The sequence below is a fragment of the Microcoleus sp. Pol17C6 genome, from assembly GCF_036701145.1.
Classification (GTDB): domain Bacteria; phylum Cyanobacteriota; class Cyanobacteriia; order Cyanobacteriales; family Microcoleaceae; genus Microcoleus.
The window spans coordinates 19,834-35,006 of record NZ_JAUBQH010000064.1 but is presented as its reverse complement, the minus strand read 5'-3'; the positions used below and the strand labels follow the sequence as shown (position 1 = coordinate 35,006).

19 protein-coding genes are annotated in these 15,173 nt (G+C 45.6%); 9 read left to right on the top strand and 10 right to left on the bottom strand.

Annotation, left to right across the window (positions count from 1 at the left end; all coding sequences use genetic code 11):
- Nucleotides 1-630 precede the first annotated feature (630 nt).
- Nucleotides 631-1,254 (bottom strand): DedA family protein, encoded by a 624-nt coding sequence (locus QUA25_RS24025; RefSeq protein WP_333041712.1) that lies wholly within the window; start codon nucleotides 1,252-1,254, stop codon nucleotides 631-633.
- A 346-nt stretch (nucleotides 1,255-1,600) separates the two neighbouring features.
- Here QUA25_RS24025 and QUA25_RS24020 point away from each other — a divergent pair, with 346 nt between their 5' ends.
- Nucleotides 1,601-1,945, top strand: coding sequence for an STAS domain-containing protein (locus QUA25_RS24020; protein WP_333041710.1), 345 nt, complete (start codon nucleotides 1,601-1,603; stop codon nucleotides 1,943-1,945).
- A gap of 44 nt (nucleotides 1,946-1,989) precedes the next feature.
- Here the strand turns inward: QUA25_RS24020 and QUA25_RS24015 are convergent, their stop codons facing one another.
- The 7 genes from QUA25_RS24015 to psbN form a co-directional block, all read right to left on the bottom strand.
- Nucleotides 1,990-2,640 carry a hypothetical protein gene (locus QUA25_RS24015; RefSeq protein ID WP_333041708.1) on the bottom strand — a complete coding sequence of 217 codons (651 nt, stop codon included), beginning with the start codon at nucleotides 2,638-2,640 and terminating at the stop codon, nucleotides 1,990-1,992.
- Nucleotides 2,633-3,187, bottom strand: a complete 555-nt coding sequence (locus tag QUA25_RS24010) for an Npun_F5560 family protein (protein WP_333041706.1) — start codon at nucleotides 3,185-3,187, stop codon at nucleotides 2,633-2,635. The genes QUA25_RS24015 and QUA25_RS24010 overlap by 8 nt, the downstream gene beginning before the upstream one ends.
- A 262-nt stretch (nucleotides 3,188-3,449) precedes the next feature.
- A complete protein-coding gene (locus QUA25_RS24005; RefSeq protein ID WP_333041704.1) occupies nucleotides 3,450-4,049 on the bottom strand; it encodes a class II aldolase/adducin family protein in 600 nt (199 codons plus the stop codon).
- An 870-nt stretch (nucleotides 4,050-4,919) separates the two neighbouring features.
- A complete protein-coding gene (locus tag QUA25_RS24000) occupies nucleotides 4,920-5,915 on the bottom strand; it encodes a hypothetical protein (RefSeq protein WP_190659309.1) in 996 nt (331 codons plus the stop codon).
- 561 nt (nucleotides 5,916-6,476) lie between these two features.
- The gene (locus QUA25_RS23995; protein ID WP_333041701.1) at nucleotides 6,477-7,388 is read right to left on the bottom strand and encodes an MBL fold metallo-hydrolase; all 912 of its coding nucleotides are present in this window, start codon (nucleotides 7,386-7,388) and stop codon (nucleotides 6,477-6,479) included.
- Between the two features lies 1 nt (nucleotide 7,389).
- Nucleotides 7,390-8,490 carry a chorismate synthase gene (aroC, locus tag QUA25_RS23990; RefSeq protein WP_333041699.1) on the bottom strand — a complete coding sequence of 367 codons (1,101 nt, stop codon included), beginning with the start codon at nucleotides 8,488-8,490 and terminating at the stop codon, nucleotides 7,390-7,392.
- A gap of 244 nt (nucleotides 8,491-8,734) precedes the next feature.
- Entirely contained in the window at nucleotides 8,735-8,866 is a 132-nt protein-coding gene (psbN, locus tag QUA25_RS23985; protein ID WP_006633693.1) for a photosystem II reaction center protein PsbN, read from the bottom strand.
- A 212-nt stretch (nucleotides 8,867-9,078) separates the two neighbouring features.
- On the opposite strand from psbN, the gene psbH reads away from it, so the two are divergent.
- From psbH to QUA25_RS23965, 4 genes are all read left to right on the top strand, one after another.
- Entirely contained in the window at nucleotides 9,079-9,282 is a 204-nt protein-coding gene (gene psbH, locus QUA25_RS23980) for a photosystem II reaction center phosphoprotein PsbH (protein ID WP_015176007.1), read from the top strand.
- Nucleotides 9,283-9,433: 151 nt separating this feature from the next.
- On the top strand, nucleotides 9,434-9,694 hold the full coding sequence (locus tag QUA25_RS23975) for a TatA/E family twin arginine-targeting protein translocase (protein WP_172189683.1): 261 nt from the start codon (nucleotides 9,434-9,436) through the stop codon (nucleotides 9,692-9,694).
- Complete coding sequence (gene pth, locus QUA25_RS23970; protein WP_333041697.1) at nucleotides 9,695-10,357, top strand: aminoacyl-tRNA hydrolase; 663 nt, start codon at nucleotides 9,695-9,697, stop codon at nucleotides 10,355-10,357.
- Nucleotides 10,354-10,620, top strand: a complete 267-nt coding sequence (locus QUA25_RS23965) for a DUF3146 family protein (protein WP_006633689.1) — start codon at nucleotides 10,354-10,356, stop codon at nucleotides 10,618-10,620. The genes pth and QUA25_RS23965 overlap by 4 nt, the downstream gene beginning before the upstream one ends.
- A gap of 78 nt (nucleotides 10,621-10,698) precedes the next feature.
- Here QUA25_RS23965 and QUA25_RS23960 read toward each other — a convergent pair whose 3' ends face one another.
- Entirely contained in the window at nucleotides 10,699-11,076 is a 378-nt protein-coding gene (locus QUA25_RS23960; protein ID WP_333041696.1) for an S-layer protein, read from the bottom strand.
- 56 nt (nucleotides 11,077-11,132) lie between these two features.
- Between QUA25_RS23960 and QUA25_RS23955 the strand changes: the two genes are divergently transcribed.
- From QUA25_RS23955 to QUA25_RS23940, 4 genes are all read left to right on the top strand, one after another.
- Nucleotides 11,133-11,441, top strand: a complete 309-nt coding sequence (locus QUA25_RS23955) for a hypothetical protein (RefSeq protein WP_333041695.1) — start codon at nucleotides 11,133-11,135, stop codon at nucleotides 11,439-11,441.
- Nucleotides 11,442-11,641: 200 nt separating this feature from the next.
- Nucleotides 11,642-13,144 carry an SUMF1/EgtB/PvdO family nonheme iron enzyme gene (locus QUA25_RS23950; RefSeq protein WP_333041714.1) on the top strand — a complete coding sequence of 501 codons (1,503 nt, stop codon included), beginning with the start codon at nucleotides 11,642-11,644 and terminating at the stop codon, nucleotides 13,142-13,144.
- A gap of 160 nt (nucleotides 13,145-13,304) precedes the next feature.
- Complete coding sequence (locus tag QUA25_RS23945) at nucleotides 13,305-13,769, top strand: hypothetical protein (protein WP_333041694.1); 465 nt, start codon at nucleotides 13,305-13,307, stop codon at nucleotides 13,767-13,769.
- On the top strand, nucleotides 13,759-14,136 hold the full coding sequence (locus tag QUA25_RS23940) for a HEPN domain-containing protein (protein ID WP_333041692.1): 378 nt from the start codon (nucleotides 13,759-13,761) through the stop codon (nucleotides 14,134-14,136). The genes QUA25_RS23945 and QUA25_RS23940 overlap by 11 nt, the downstream gene beginning before the upstream one ends.
- Nucleotides 14,137-14,254: 118 nt before the next feature.
- Here the strand turns inward: QUA25_RS23940 and QUA25_RS23935 are convergent, their stop codons facing one another.
- Nucleotides 14,255-15,082 (bottom strand): type II CAAX endopeptidase family protein, encoded by an 828-nt coding sequence (locus QUA25_RS23935; RefSeq protein ID WP_333041691.1) that lies wholly within the window; start codon nucleotides 15,080-15,082, stop codon nucleotides 14,255-14,257.
- Between the last annotated feature and the right edge of the window lie 91 nt (nucleotides 15,083-15,173).

Below are 15,173 nucleotides of genomic sequence, written 5' to 3'. Positions count from 1 at the left end.
CCCTCATTCTCTCCCGGCGCGGTGGCTCAAGTCCTGCTTTTGCCACCCTTCTCTCTTTTTTAGTCTAAACTCCAGTATTGCTAAATAACCCAAATAATCAATCAAAAATTGGTGATTTTTGGGGTTACATCGTAAATAATGTGTTTCATTGGTGTATTGAGGGATATCCAGAGAATCTAGACACTTACTACTATTTTATGTCCGAAGAGAACCTAATGAAGCAATCTCAAACCCTTGATTACAAGTCCTGAATATATTGCTAATGGACTGTTTAAAGTAATTCAAGAGCTAGAGTATTTATTACATCGCCTTTCAGCGAACACGCTGATTATTGCGATCCCAATTCCTCTGCTCCTTTGTTCGCAGCCTTCGGTGAATTATAATTATAGGAATAGAGTTTTTGAAATCCTATTTAACTCAATCCAGGAATATCCTCATACCAAGCAGAGATTGGACTGAGGACAGAAGTTCGCGCTACCAACTTGATGCTTGGGAGGACAGAAGCCCTGACTTATTAATAGGTGGCCATTAGACTTTTTGCAAAAATAGATAATATCTGCGTTCATTTGCGTTTATCTGCGGTTAAAAACAGAAAATCCAGAACTCTTGCAAAAAGTCTAACCACCAATCTTATTTAGTCTTGTCCAAAGTCCGCGACTCCAACCAAATAGGAATTGCAATCCAAGCAACTGCTAACAGCAAAGCAAATACCGCAAATTGAGCAGCCCAAGCTACCAATTTCTCTAAAGACACAACTTGTCCCAAGAAGTAGGACAAACTTACCATTACAGATGCCCAGCTTGCAGCACCCAGAACATTGAACAGCGAAAATTTCCAAAAAGGCATTTCTGCAATACCTGCTAGGGGGCTAGCAAAAATTCGCAGCAGTGCGATGAAACGACCCAAAAATACGGCTTTAGCTGCATTTTTGCTAAACTGTTCTTTTAAGTCAAACAGTTGTTCTTCTCGAAAGCGGAAAAATTGTCCCAGCTTCAGCAGCAGTGGCCAGCCACCGTACCTGCCGATCGCATAACCAAAATTTCCCCCCAATGTAGCACCGGCGATCGCACTGCCGAGCACAAACCAGTAATTCAGTTCCCCGCTGCCAGCTAAAAAGCCGCCAGCAATCGTAATTGTCTCGCCTGGAAGAGGAACTCCCAGATTTTCCAGCAAAATTCCCAGAAATACTGCCCAGTAGCCGTAATCACGCGCAAACTGCTGAATAGTCTCTAACGATAAAAACTCAAAAGACATTCGATACTGCCTTCGTAAACTTTTGCAAAGCTCAATACATTTATATATTGGCTCGATTCAGCCAATAGTGCAATCTTTCGCTGTGATGAAGAACACACTGTTGTCGCGATCGCTGGCCCAACTAAAAATTAAGCTTTCAGGCATACTAGATGAATAGAGAATTGTTGCGGTTGCGTTCCGCGCGATCGCTACCTAGTTTCCTACTAAATTTATCACCACGGCTCTCCCCACCGATTCCCTAGCTCGATCGCCCATCCTAAAACATACGCTGAAATTCCCTGAGTCTCTCAACAGAGTCAGCAACTAAACTAACTTATTCATACTTTACGATCGTAGGATAACTGCTATGGAATTTCCCAACTTCAACCAACCCATCGTCCTTCAACCTCACAACTGCCTCGACTCCCAAGCCGGCAACCTCCTCCAGCAACAGCTAGCCGAGATTGTGCCCGATCGCCACAAACTCTGGGTAATAGACATGGCCGCCGTAGATTTCATCGACAGTTCCGGGATTTGCGCCTTAGTCGGCGGACTCAACGCCGCCCGTCACCGGGGATGCCGCCTCGTCATCTGCAACCTCTCAGCCACAGTGAAGCTAATTTTTGAAATAACTCAACTCGATCAACTCTTTGAAATCTTCGACAGTTTCGAGCAAGTTATCTCCACTGAAACTCCCGCTTTAGTTGCTTGATTAAAATGAGATCCCTAGTTTAAATCTCAAGTTTGCAAGAGACTTCAAGCAACCGCCGAGCTAATTTCCATATCATAAATAGGTTGATTTGTCAAGCAATACCAATGACAAACAAATAAATCCGGCACTTGAACGCCGACAGAAGCGATCGCAGGTGCAGCCGGAAAAGGCCAAAGTCGATCGAAACAAATCCTTTCCCCTACAAACCCGAACTGCATCAAATAAGTCGCAGGCGGCGCATTTAAAAGATTCAGCAAGCGGTAAGCCAACTCATACAACTGCTGTCGCCAAACATCCGACAAATGAACCGGTTGAGAGTAACTCAACTCGCCAGACTGCTTGTCAGGTTCGCCACCAATCACCTCCCCATACAGTGGCCCCTTTGCAGTCAACACCACAGGCAGCCAAAAATTGCCCTCGCCTACGGGAAAAAGCAGCTCCTGAGCCACTCGATCGCGCGCCGCCGAAACATTGCCACAAAATCGAAACACATCTTGAGCCGGAAAAAGCAGATTTTCTGGCACATCCAGCGTCAAAGGACAAACGATCGCCCCATCCGAAGCGATCGCGCCAGAATTGAGTTCAGAAACCCCACAGATATTGACTTCAGTTAAAGGATGAGATTGAGCGATCGCCGCCTTGAGACTGGTGGCCGGGCCTTTCTCACCACCCGCGACAATCAAAACCTTAGACATTGCCAAAGCTCGGCATTTGAATTCCTCGATCGTCCTCAGCATCGACACTCGGCAGATCCAGGCCCTTAGCCTTGCGGCTCCGCACAGCGAGACGGTAAGTTACGCTTTGCAACTCAGTGTGCAACTGGCGGTTTTCCTTTTGCAATTGCTCCAACTTTTCCTTAATCGGATCGAGTCGTTCGGCAAACTTCTGGCGGTAAACCCCCGGCAATTCCTGAACCACCTGTTCCAGCATCCGAGAGCGATCCGTCAATTCTTGCACCGACTGTCGCAGTTGGTAAACCTCAGCATCCCGCTCCGCGATTTGTTCCTGATAAAAACCCACCTGTTCTTCCACAGCTTGGAGTTGTTCCCGCATTGCCTGCATTTGAGCTTGGTGGCGATCGGAAACTTCCGGCGCCGGCACAAAACTAGAATTGCCCTTCACCAGCCGGAAAAGTTCTTGAGACAACTGCTGCACCAATTGGTCGCGCATTTGGAGCTCTTCAGTGAGACGAGATACCTCTGATTGCAATTCTTTTGAGCTTACAAGTTTAGTTTGATTCACGATGACTCTCAGCTTTTGTTATATAATGTGTTTCTCTTTAAAAATATCTTCCCCTTACCGCAGAGGCAAGAGGCACTTCAAAAGTTTTGAACCCATTAGGCTAAATCGAGCCAGCGGCCCGATGTCAAGGGTAAAGCTCAGTTTAACTCACATCAGGCATCCACGTCATCACCTGAGTTTCTTGGCATAGAGAGAGTTAAAATCCTAGGTTTTTTGTCAATAAACCAGGTTTCTTAGCTTTTTCCGACAATAGTGCCAGATCTTATGTGTAACCAATCACAGCCGAAAGCACTTTGCCAGCTTCGTCCACGGTGCTGCCAAAACAGATAATGCCGTCCTCGTGACCGGCCATCGCCAGAATTTGGCGCTCTGCCAAATTCTCCTCCTCAAAAAGTCTAAACATTTCTAAGGCCATCTGGGGAGTGCCGTAAGGTATTTCTTTTCTAGTAGTAGGAATCTTAAACAGCAGTTGCTGCCATAGTTTAGGATTGTGAACATGAATTATCGCGCCCACATCCTGTCTATGAAGGTACAGGGCCCCGTGAGTCAGGGACTCCGACGAAGCTTGTACGGGGCCCCGGCAGCCGAGGAAATTTTGTTCTAAGTTAAATTCGGTAACAGTACAGTAGAATTCTGGTCCCAGAGTCCTCAAGTGTGCAGTCTGGGTTCCCGAAATCACGAATTGGCAAGAATTGCCGAGTCTGACGCTGACGTTGCCAAACCCTATGCCATTTTCGTAGACGCCAATTAATCCCCAAGAGTGCAGGCGATCTCGCCAGTCCATCAAATCTGCTATGTTCCGGGCAGCTACAGGGTCTGCTTCTTCCCAGTCACAGCGGTACTTAACGACTCCTTCATCCATCCATTTTTTGTCCGATCAGACACGACTCTGACACGACAGACATTGCCGAAGCTGAGACTTAATCGAAGTTGTCAAGAAGTTGTCAAACAGCTTTTTTTGCCTGCTGCCTTATGTCTCGGTGCATAAGTGCCTTAACTAATCTACATTCCAGTGTCGCCGTAATTAGCGATCGACATTAGCAAAAAGTAAGCTACGAAAGAAGAACCAATTATTCCAAAAATCATGGTTTAGCCTCTAGGTGATTACAAAAGTTCAATATGAAAATGTACGCCTTCAGTCGGGGAGTTTGATTCCAGGCTTTTGCCCTTTCGAGTTTCTGAGGTGAAACTACATAACCTCCCTGAATCGCTTATCTCTCTATACTACAGCATTTCTACTGAGTTGAACTCTACCTTAATAAATATTTAAGGATAAAGTACCCCTTAATTAGGTAACTCCGGTAAAAAGCAACCGTACATTTACTTATTTTTTACGATTATATCTATATTTAAGCAAGAATCAAGGGGAACACAAAAAATATTTTTTAGCCAGTCTGGGAGGAACTGGCGCAATCCTCGGGTGTTCTACGTTAGTCAACACCTATGTTGATCGAGCAATTTTTAGCTCCGGGGCATCCTACAAGCTAAGAAACCGGGTTGAGGGTAATATCATGTCGGGTAAAATCACCGCCACGCCAGCTCGCGTCGGCGGGTTGACCCAAATCTGTAGTAGTAGTATAAGTTATAGATCCCGTAAACCCGCGCCTACCAAAAGGGGGATAGTCGATCAACCGAACCTGATATAAGTCCTATTAAGAAAAAAACAAGCCGATCGAGCAGTGATGCCTCGATCGGCTAAAGTCTTCTGTGGAGTGCGATCGCTCGTAGCCCTTTAAATGTGGAAGTGATACAAGATACTGCCGTCGTCTTTAATTTCGCAATTGGCATTAAAGACTTCAGCTTGTTGGTTCAAAAAACGCTGAGCGACATCCGGCGACAGCCGCGTTTCCATTGCAAACCGCACCAGAGTTATTTCGCCGCGGCCTTCTTTGATCAGTCGGTACAAAGCACTTTGGAGCCTTTCGCTCTCTTCTCGCTGAAAAGCTGCCTTGTACCTCCAATCCGCCACCGAAGGAATCAAACCCCGGCTGACCAAAATCGCCAACAGCAAGCCAATTCCCAAAATCAGAGGCACTGTCGGATCGCTCGTGGGCGTCGCCACAATTTGCGGCACTGTAGCGGCGGCCAAACTGCTAACCATTTCTTTTTCCGAAGCTTGCGTATCCGCCATTGCAAGCTGAGTTTTGTTGTAAAAGTCTTGCTGAAGCTTCATTTGCTGCAACAGCCGAGCGCGTTCTCTTTCGTATTGGTCGAGTTTTTGCTGAGCTTGTTTTAGGTCTTGAGTAACTTGTGCCAAGCGTTGGTTGAGCGACTGATTGACTGATTGCCACCGATATCTGTTAATCAGGCGGCTTTTTTCCACCATGCCCTTCATCAACATATCCACCGTTTGGATTGCTTGCTCCTGATCGAGCGAGCGATACCCAACAACAATCTCTAGGGGTTGTTCCGGCTTAGAAATCTTGACACTAGCATTTTGTCGAACTTGCTGGGGCGAAAGCTTAACTGCATCTGCCACTGCTTTGACAACATTATCTGCCAGCAGAACCTCTGGGGTGAGTTGCTCTCCCTGCTTGAGAATTGTCGTGCCCGTACTCGAAAATTTGACTGGCGGATTATTAGAAGTGAGAGTGCCTTGAGCCATGAATCCGGGGGGCGGGGCGAGGCGGTAGGCCAGGGCGCCTGAAATGCCCATAATTACAGCAAAACTGCCTAAGGCAATCCATCTGTATTGATGTGCTGAAGATCTAAAACGTAAATTTCCCATTTTGATAGTCAAGTCATAACATTCGCTTGCCGCAGCTCCTGCCAAACCCAAGAACCATCGTTTCTTTCTGGTTAGTCAAATTGACTGCTGAAAATTTTCTCAGTTTCTATCTAAAAGCTATTAGCTTTTGAGAGTTGTCAATATTCACGATCCGAAAAAACCGATTGCGCTTTTATTTGATCCGAGCTATAACTTCAGTTTTTGTCCTTAATAATTAATCTGTAACAAGGCTTCTGGAAGTCTACTGGCATCAGACTAGCACTCAGGCGTGCGATCGCCTCGCCTCCCCGTGTTTGTTGACATTCAAAACAGTCTCCTTTTCACCCTTGGCAATTCTCCAATTATCTTACGTCTTGGCGTCTTGCGGACGCGGTTGAAGAATAAAAAAAACCTTAAATACTCGACCTAAAAACTTAACAAGCAAGAATTATACCATGCAGTTAAGAGTTTGCTGCGTATTAAAAAAAATTGTGGAGCTGGTCTCGCTCCCAGATCCACATATTCACATAACAATTATGGTTCGATCGGTTGATGGTTCGATCGAGCCTCAGAGGCGAATGTTCAGAAGCCGATCGGCAAAATAAGACCCTCGCGTGCCATGACAGCCTTCGGAAAAGCAATTTGCACGTCTTCGGCGATGCGATCGAGAAAATCGTCAGTATGAGCCGGATCGTGGTGAAAAATCACCACTCGTTTCACCCGCGCCTCCTTAGCCATTCTCACAGCTTCCTGCCAAGTCGAGTGTCCCCAACCCACCTTCGGAGACTTGGGGTTGTGATATTCCTCGTCTGTGTACATCGCATCGTAAATCAGCACGTCAGCGTCTAGGGCTAAATTGTAGACATTCTCATCTAGCCGATCGGGAAAATGTTCAGTATCCGAACAGTAAACAACAGATCGGCCCTGCCAAGTCACCCGATAGCCCATAGCAGTATTCGGGTGATTGAGAGAACCCGTCCTAATCTCAATATCGTCCAGCATCATTGTCTGGTTGTGATTGAGTTCGTAGAAATTCAAATCTGCCTGCAAACCCATCAGCGGCACAGGCGAATTCGAGTGGAGCACCCGTTCGACGAAGTGCCTTTTCATGCAATCTCCATCCGGCGGAGTCGCCCCGTAAATATCAAAGCTATTGCCGCGGATGAAAGCTGGGGCGAACAGCGGGAAACCTTGAATGTGATCCCAGTGATAGTGAGTAAAAAACATATAAGCTTGCACGGGCATTTCTTGCAGCAACTGGTCTCCCAGCATCCGCAAGCCTGTTCCGCCGTCAAAAATCAAGCGTTTGCCAGCGACTCGCATTTCCAAACAAGAAGTATTGCCGCCGTAGCGAACAGTTTCCTGTCCGGGTGTCGGAACACTGCCCCGTACGCCCCAAAACTGTACTACAAAATCATCTATACCTTTTATTGATTCGGAGGGTTGAGGGCAATCAAGGGGAGTTGCCGCTACAGAGGACAAGCTGATTTCCATTTTAAAATTCAGGCTTTAAGGTTCCACATTGTCCGTGATGGCGCAGAAGATGGTCGCACAACACTAAAGCTACCATCGCTTCCACCATTGGCACAGCTCTTGGCAAAACGCAAGGGTCGTGCCGTCCCTTGGCAGCCAGCAGCGTTTCTTCGCCTTCTCGGGTAACGGTGCGCTGCTGCTGGCGAATTGTTGCAGTTGGCTTGAATGCCGCCCGCAAAATGATATTTTCGCCGTTAGCAATCCCACCCTGAATTCCGCCAGAGCGATTCGTCACTGTACGAATTACACCCTTATCATCAGTATAGTATTCATCATTATGTTCGCTGCCCTTGAGCATAGTCCCGGCAAACCCGGAACCAATTTCAAAGCCTTTGCTGGCCGGCAAGGACATGATGGCTTTTGCCAAGTCGGCTTCGAGTTTGTCGAATACGGGCATTCCCAGTCCTTTGGGTACATTGCGGGCGACGCATTCGACTACACCGCCGATCGAATCTCCGCTATCGCGAACTTTTTCGATCAGTTCAATCATTCTTTCGGCACATTCAGCATCTGGACAGCGGACGATGTTACTTTCTACTTGTTCTAAGGTAACAGTGTCCGGATCGGCGACACATTCTAAGTCTTTGATGCGTTTGACGTAGCCGACTATTTCGACTCCTGCTGCTTGTTTGAGAATTTTTTTAGCGATCGCCCCTGCTGCTACTCTACCTATTGTCTCCCTCGCGGACGATCGACCTCCGCCTTGCCAGTTACGAATTCCGTACTTAGCATCGTAGGTAGCGTCAGCGTGAGAAGGGCGGTAAGTTGTCGCCATTTCGCCGTAATCTTGGGGGCGAGTGTCTTGATTGCGGACTAAAATTGCGATCGGCGTTCCCAAAGTTTTGCCTTCAAACACCCCTGACAGAATTTCGCAGGTATCTGCTTCTTTGCGAGGTGTGGTAATTTTGCTTTGGCCGGGGCGGCGGCGATCGAGTTCGGCTTGAATTTCCGATGCGTCGATCGACACCAGGGGCGGGCAACCGTCAATTACTACTCCCACACCGCCGCCGTGAGATTCCCCAAATGTCGAGATCCGAAATAAATGCCCAAAGGTATTGCCCATGATGCTTTGCCCTGAAACTTAATAATTTTTAGCTTAAATGGAATAGAGATTTACTGTATTTCTGAAAAATATAGCATTGACGAGTAGGCGACACGCGATCGCCCCACAGAATCACTCCCTTCCCACCCCTAGAAGAATATCTACCAGGGAGAGAGGGAGAGACAGAGAATAGGAGATATCTGGAAACACACTTAAATTCATCCGTGTATCCGTGTCCGAATCCGTGTTGTGTCTTCCTTCTTCTTTAGTCTTCGTGTTCTTCAAAAGGATCTCTCAATTCCTTAGAAGGGGGACCGAAAGCGGTGTAGATCGAGAATCCGGTGATTGCCACCAGACACACGCCCAGTGAAATGCCTAGAACTGCTGCAGGTTCCATATTTTTGATCGATTATGAGTGCTCCACTCTATAATATTACAAAAAATAACAATCCGTCTGAAACTCTAGTGATTTTAGGCGCTGTACGGTATGGTAGCCAACCCCCACTCCCCATTTTCCGAGTCCCCCTGCAGCATTTCTGAGAAATTGCGATCGCAATTAGCGGTAGAAATATGTCAAACTTTTCTGTAGAGATTCATTGCAGGTGACTTATGGCACAACGGACTTGGTTAGGAGATATACTCAAACCCCTTAACTCGGAATACGGCAAGGTAGCCCCCGGCTGGGGAACCACGCTATTGATGAGCGTGTTCATTGGACTGTTTTTCGTGTTCTTGTTGATTATTTTGCAAATCTACAACTCTTCTCTGATTCTGGAGAGTGTGGATATGGATTGGTCGAGCCTAGGCCGCTAAAAATTGATCACAAAACAGTAAGGCTAAAAGTAAAAGCTGAGGGTTGAGGAGAAAGGGTAAAAGCTAAGTTTTCCCGTTTTTCCTTACCCTTTCCGATTACTTTTGCCATAAATAAACAAGAAGTAACTAAACAAATTGCAGGAGAAAAAACATGAATATTTTTGGCATTGGTTTGCCGGAAATGGCAGTTATTTTTACCATCGCCCTATTGGTATTTGGTCCGAAAAAATTACCCGAAATCGGCCGGAGTATGGGGAAGGCAATTCGTGGCTTTCAAGATGCTTCGCGGGATTTTGAGTCGGAGTTCACGCGGGAAGCCAAGCAGTTAGAAGAAGCAGTAGCAACTAGCAGCAAACCGGAAACTGAAAAACTCGCGGCGGCTACTCCCAAGGAAGATAGCACAGACAGTTAAATGAACAACACTCAGAAGTCGGAAACACCAGCGGAGTTAGTGATTCCCCAGCTAATAGTTGGGTTGGGAAATCCCGAACCTAAATACGATCGCACCCGACACAACATAGGCTTTAATGCTGTCGATGCCTTGGCTAAAGCTTGGCAGATTTCCCTGTCGGAAAATCGCAAATTTCAAGGCATATTTGGCGAGGGAAACCGGCCGCGGGGACAGAAAATCCGTTTGCTGAAACCGCTTACCTACATGAATCTGTCGGGTCAAGCGATTCGGGCGGCGACGGATTGGTACAAAATACCTGCGGAGTCTGTATTAATAGTATACGATGATATGGATTTGCCGATCGGGAAATTGAGAATCCGGCTTGCCGGTTCGGCCGGCGGACACAACGGCATGAAATCCACAATTTCTCATTTGGGTACAGACAAATTTCCCCGGTTGCGGATTGGCATCGGCAAACCTCAAAACGATGCTGCTAAAAATGAGAAAGATACGATTTCCTTCGTGTTAGGAAAGTTTTCCTCAGAGGAAAGTCAGTTAGTAGAAAAAGTGCTTAAACTGGTTGTAGAAGCTGTGGAACTAAGTCTGCACCAAGGAGTAGAAAAAGCCATGAGCCTTTACAATAGTCGCACAATTGCAGAAACAAACGCGGAAACAAAAAGGTGAGTTCGAGACGTTTGCCTGAAACAACTGCATATGTCCGAGTTACTGGTCAATCTTGGCAAAAAGGCACGATTGAGGGTGAAGTGACTGCCGGCAATTTTGAGTGGCAGTTTCAGTGGCGTTTCACGTCAGAAAAAACACTGATACTTGAGCCTTCTCAGGGTAGGGCATTGATTCAGGAACCGCTGCACCGTTTCCTGGAGAAATGGGATTATCAATTAGAACCAGGTGGCGATTATTCGTTTACGGTTCGGGCTCAGTTTTAAAATCTTGGTAATGGGAAGGAAAAAGGCAATGGGGAATGCAAACTTTCTCTAGTAGGATATCCAGATTCCACTAATTGTTTAATTAATTATGGGGAATTGCTGTGATGGGAAAGTGTGAAAACGTAATGGGGGAGGCCAACTTTCTCTAGTAGTATCTCCCGATTCCAGTAATTCTTTAATTAAAGCAGGTGGCGTCCCTTCTCGGTAAGCCCCGCAATAATACATTGTCAAAACAGCTTTGTAAGCCCAGTGATTGGAAGGTACATCGGTAAAAGGATTGGGCAGAGTTTCAGCCTGATTCTGCACGCAAGCATTGAGAACTTGTTCTCGCGCTGGCTGCACTTGAACTAAAGAGTTATTTTGCTTTATTTGTGCAGGATTTTGCGCCTGTGCGGGAGATGAACAACAGGCACTAACTAGCAGTATAATTGTGGAAACGATTCTGAGTTTAAGCATCTAATTTCCTCTTGTGCGACAATATATCCTAACTTCCACTGCATTCCCTGAAAACTATGCTGGGTCGTACCCTCCGCCATCGTTATCAAATTATCAAATTCTTGGGGAAAGGCGGTTTTGGCCACACCTACCTTGCAAAAGATTTAGACTTACCCGGACATCCGCAGTGCGTTGTCAAACATCTTAAACCAAAAGATCCCAATCCCGACCATTTACTAATTGCCAAAGGCTTATTCGACAAAGAAGCCGAAACGCTGCATAAATTGGGTAAGCTACACGACCAAATCCCCAGCCTTTCCGCTCACTTTGAGGAAAAGGGCAAATTTTATTTGGTGCAAGATTTTATCGTAAGGATTCAGGTCTAAAAACTTGCGGCTCCAACGCTTGTCTGGCAAGGGTTGTAGGGCAAAATAAGGGTTTTTGCCTTTCGTGGTTGATTGTCAATAAAGGACGAAAAACTGTCATTTTTTGTCTTTTATTGAGAATAGAGATTTATTTAGCATCAAGCTCCAGATCTAAAGTCTTTGCCCAGCAAGGAGTTCAGTGACCTGAATCCTTACATTTTATCGAAGGACATGACCTTACCAAAGAACTGATTATAGGTAAAAAATCAAGCGAATCCCATACTATTAAATTATTGCACGATATCTTAGAAGTTTTAGCCATTGTTCATCAGCAAAATGTGATTCATCGCGACTTGAAACCTGCTAATTTAATGCGCCGCCAAGATGGTAAAATTATCTTAATTGATTTCGGGGCGGTCAAGGAAATTAGCACAATGGTTGTTAATGCTCAAGGACAAACTAGCTTCACCGTTGGCATTGGTACTTCGGGTTATATGCCCAGCGAACAAGCGAAGGGCAAACCTAAACTGTGTAGCGATATTTATGCAGTGGGGATGATTGGGATTCAAGCATTGACTGGTAAACCTCCTCATACCTTACCTGAAGATCCGCAGACGGGAGAAATTATTTGGCGAAATCAAGCGCAAGTTAGTAATAATTTAGCAAATGTGTTAGATAAAATGGTGCGCGACCACTTCAGTCACCGTTATCAAAATGCAGAGCAAGCATTGCAAGCAATTTTATCTTTGTCGCCGCCTCCTACACCAACACCACCGCCACCGCCACCGACACCAACACCAACACCAACTGTGTATCAAAGTTTGGGGAACAAATCGCCTCAACCTGTAAAAGTATTGTCCAATCCCCTAAAAACAGTTCAATTTAAAAGGGTGACAGTGAATTCAAAGGGGGAAATCACCAAGCGCAGCCAAAGTCAAGCACAGGTTTTTACAGAAACTATCGCCAAGGGCGTTACTTTAGAAATGGTTTCTATCCCCAAAGGCAGCTTCAAAATGGGGGCACCTGCAAGTGAAGCAGAAAGTCATGACGATCAAAGACCTCAACATCAGGTGACTATCAAACCGTTTCTGATGGGGAAATACCCGATTACTCAAACACAGTGGGCAGCAGTAGCTAATCTGCCTAAAATTCAGTATGACCTTGATCCTGACCCTTATCGCTTCAAGGGTAAAAACCTGCCTGTAGAAAAGGTTTCTTGGTATCATTCCGTTGAATTTTGTGCCAGATTATCTCAGAAGACGGGTAGAAGCTATCGCCTTCCTAGCGAGGCGGAATGGGAATATGCTTGTCGGGCTGGGACTACCACACCATTTCATTTTGGGGACACAGTTACCCCGGATTTAGTTAATTATAACGGCAATTATCCCTACGGTACTGCACCGAAGGGAATCTATCGTGCAAAAACAATTGCTGTGGGTAGTTTTCCGCCTAATAGCTTTAGACTCTACGATATGCACGGGAATGTCTGGGAATGGTGTCAAGATATTTGGCACGATAATTATAACGTTGCGCCGACTGACGGAAGTGCTTGGGAAACAAGTGGATCAGATCACCGGGTGCTGCGTGGAGGTTCGTGGAGCGACCATGCGGTCCATTGCCGTGCTGCCAACCGCTACTACTACTCTGCGGGCGGCTCGAACAGGAGCGTGGGTTTTCGTGTAGCGGTGGCTTTGGCTGTCCCTTCCTCCCCGTCTTCTCTGTGAGGACTCTTCTTTGCTCTTTTGCCCTTTTGCTCTTTACTCTTCTTTCTTTTTCCCTCTCGCCCGAAGCGCTAAAAAATTTTTTTTTCAGATTCACCGCCGAACAGATTATAATTAGAAATATAGATTTTTCTCACGAATAGTCGCATAGGAGATTTACAAAATGAATAACCTATTAGCAGAAACTTTTGCCACTGTCTCTCAACTCCCCGAAGCAGAACAAAATGCCATAGCATCCTTAATTTTAGACAAGATATCAGCACCAAGTGTTGCGCCTTTACTGATTTCCCAATCAGACAGTGAAACTCTCGAAAAATTATACATTTTTCGAGACAAGACAGAAGTTATTGACTTTATTAATAAATATCCATTTTTACTTCCCCTTGTGCTAGAAGCACCGGTTCAGATTAGCAATTATTTTCCAGAACCAAAACTATTACTTCAAGTCATCAATGACCCTGAAATCCCTAACTATGTTCATCTGGTTCTATCAATCATCTTGACAGACCTCGATCCCGATGAAGCAATGGATAGAGAAGACGAATTGCGTAAAAATTGGTCTCGGGGATTATCCCACGAAATTCGGGAGCATTTTTATACAATTTTGGAATATAGTGATGAGTTTTGATTGGTCGCAATACCTAAATTTAGCAAAAGAACTTGCTGGTCAAGCAACTATTCCTGCTGAACAGGAGGCGCGATTGAGGGATGCTATCAGTCGTTCATATTATGCTGCTTTTATCTTAGCGCGGAACTATTTGCGAGATAAACAAGGTCATTCCCTGCCCAAAACAAGCGATATTCACCGCTATGTTTGGCAAGAATTTGATATTAATCCTGACTCAAGATGTCAATTAATCGCCGATAATTTAGCAGTGTTGCGCCGATATCGAAATCAAGCAGACTATGACGATAATTTTCCCTTATTATCTGCGATTGCTACTATTGCGCTCAAGCGTTCTCAAGAAATAATTTATAACCTAAATAATCTCTAAATATCAATTTAATCTGATAATGCCTTTGCTAAAACAGCAGTAGTTGTAGGATGTGTCGCCTGCGATAAATTCCTAACTAAATACCAACAATCTCATAGCGAAGCACCTGATGGATATATTACAAACCTTTGGACTGTTGGGACATTTTTCGCATTCCCAAACCCAAGACACTCAAAAACAACAGCCCCACGGCCCCAGCTAGCGGATTGCCGTTAACTCCTGTCACCCAGTCGGGAACAGATGCCGAATATCGGACTAACTGCCCGATGTTAATGATGTAATATCCCCAGACTAAACCTGCATGAAGCCCGATCGACAAACCGAGGCGATTTTGGCGCGATCTTTTTCCCCAAACCAGAATCAAACCCAGCAACAACAACCCCGGAAACTGCGGCCAACTCCCCAGCATTGCCGCGACAGGTTTGATAAAATGAGATAGGGCAAACACCAGGCTATTCGCCCACAGAGATATTCTATAATTGTAATCCCGCTGCAACTCGTCCAGCAACCAACCACGGAATACCAACTCTTCGGCAAAACCGACTCCAAGGGCGCTTAACAGCCCTTCTGCGATGATTCTCGGCAAATTATCAGAATTTTGCCACGCGACTAAGCCGAACAGCCCTTGCCCCGCAAATAAGCTGAAAGTGAGCAAAAGCCCGATCGCCAATCCGATTAAAAGCTCAAAACCGTTTTTTCGCGTATTGATTAAACCATAACTCTTGAGTAATTGGGTTTGTCCGTAAACCTGTTTTCCCCACCGCGGCACTAGGAACAGAAACTCAGCAAACAGCAATCCCATTGTGAAAATAGTTGCGAGGTTACTATCTTTAACTAACAAGTAAATTGGTGCTGCTAACGGCAACCAGATTGAGAGCAAAATTAACAGAAAAATTGCGATGCGTAAAAGAAATGGATACGTGGCTATTTTGCTCCGGGTAGTCATTGCTTACAAGTTACTTGCTGAGAGATTTTAATTTTTAGTAAAAATAAACATAACACGGGCCGGGCGTATGAGTGAAACGGTTAACAACACT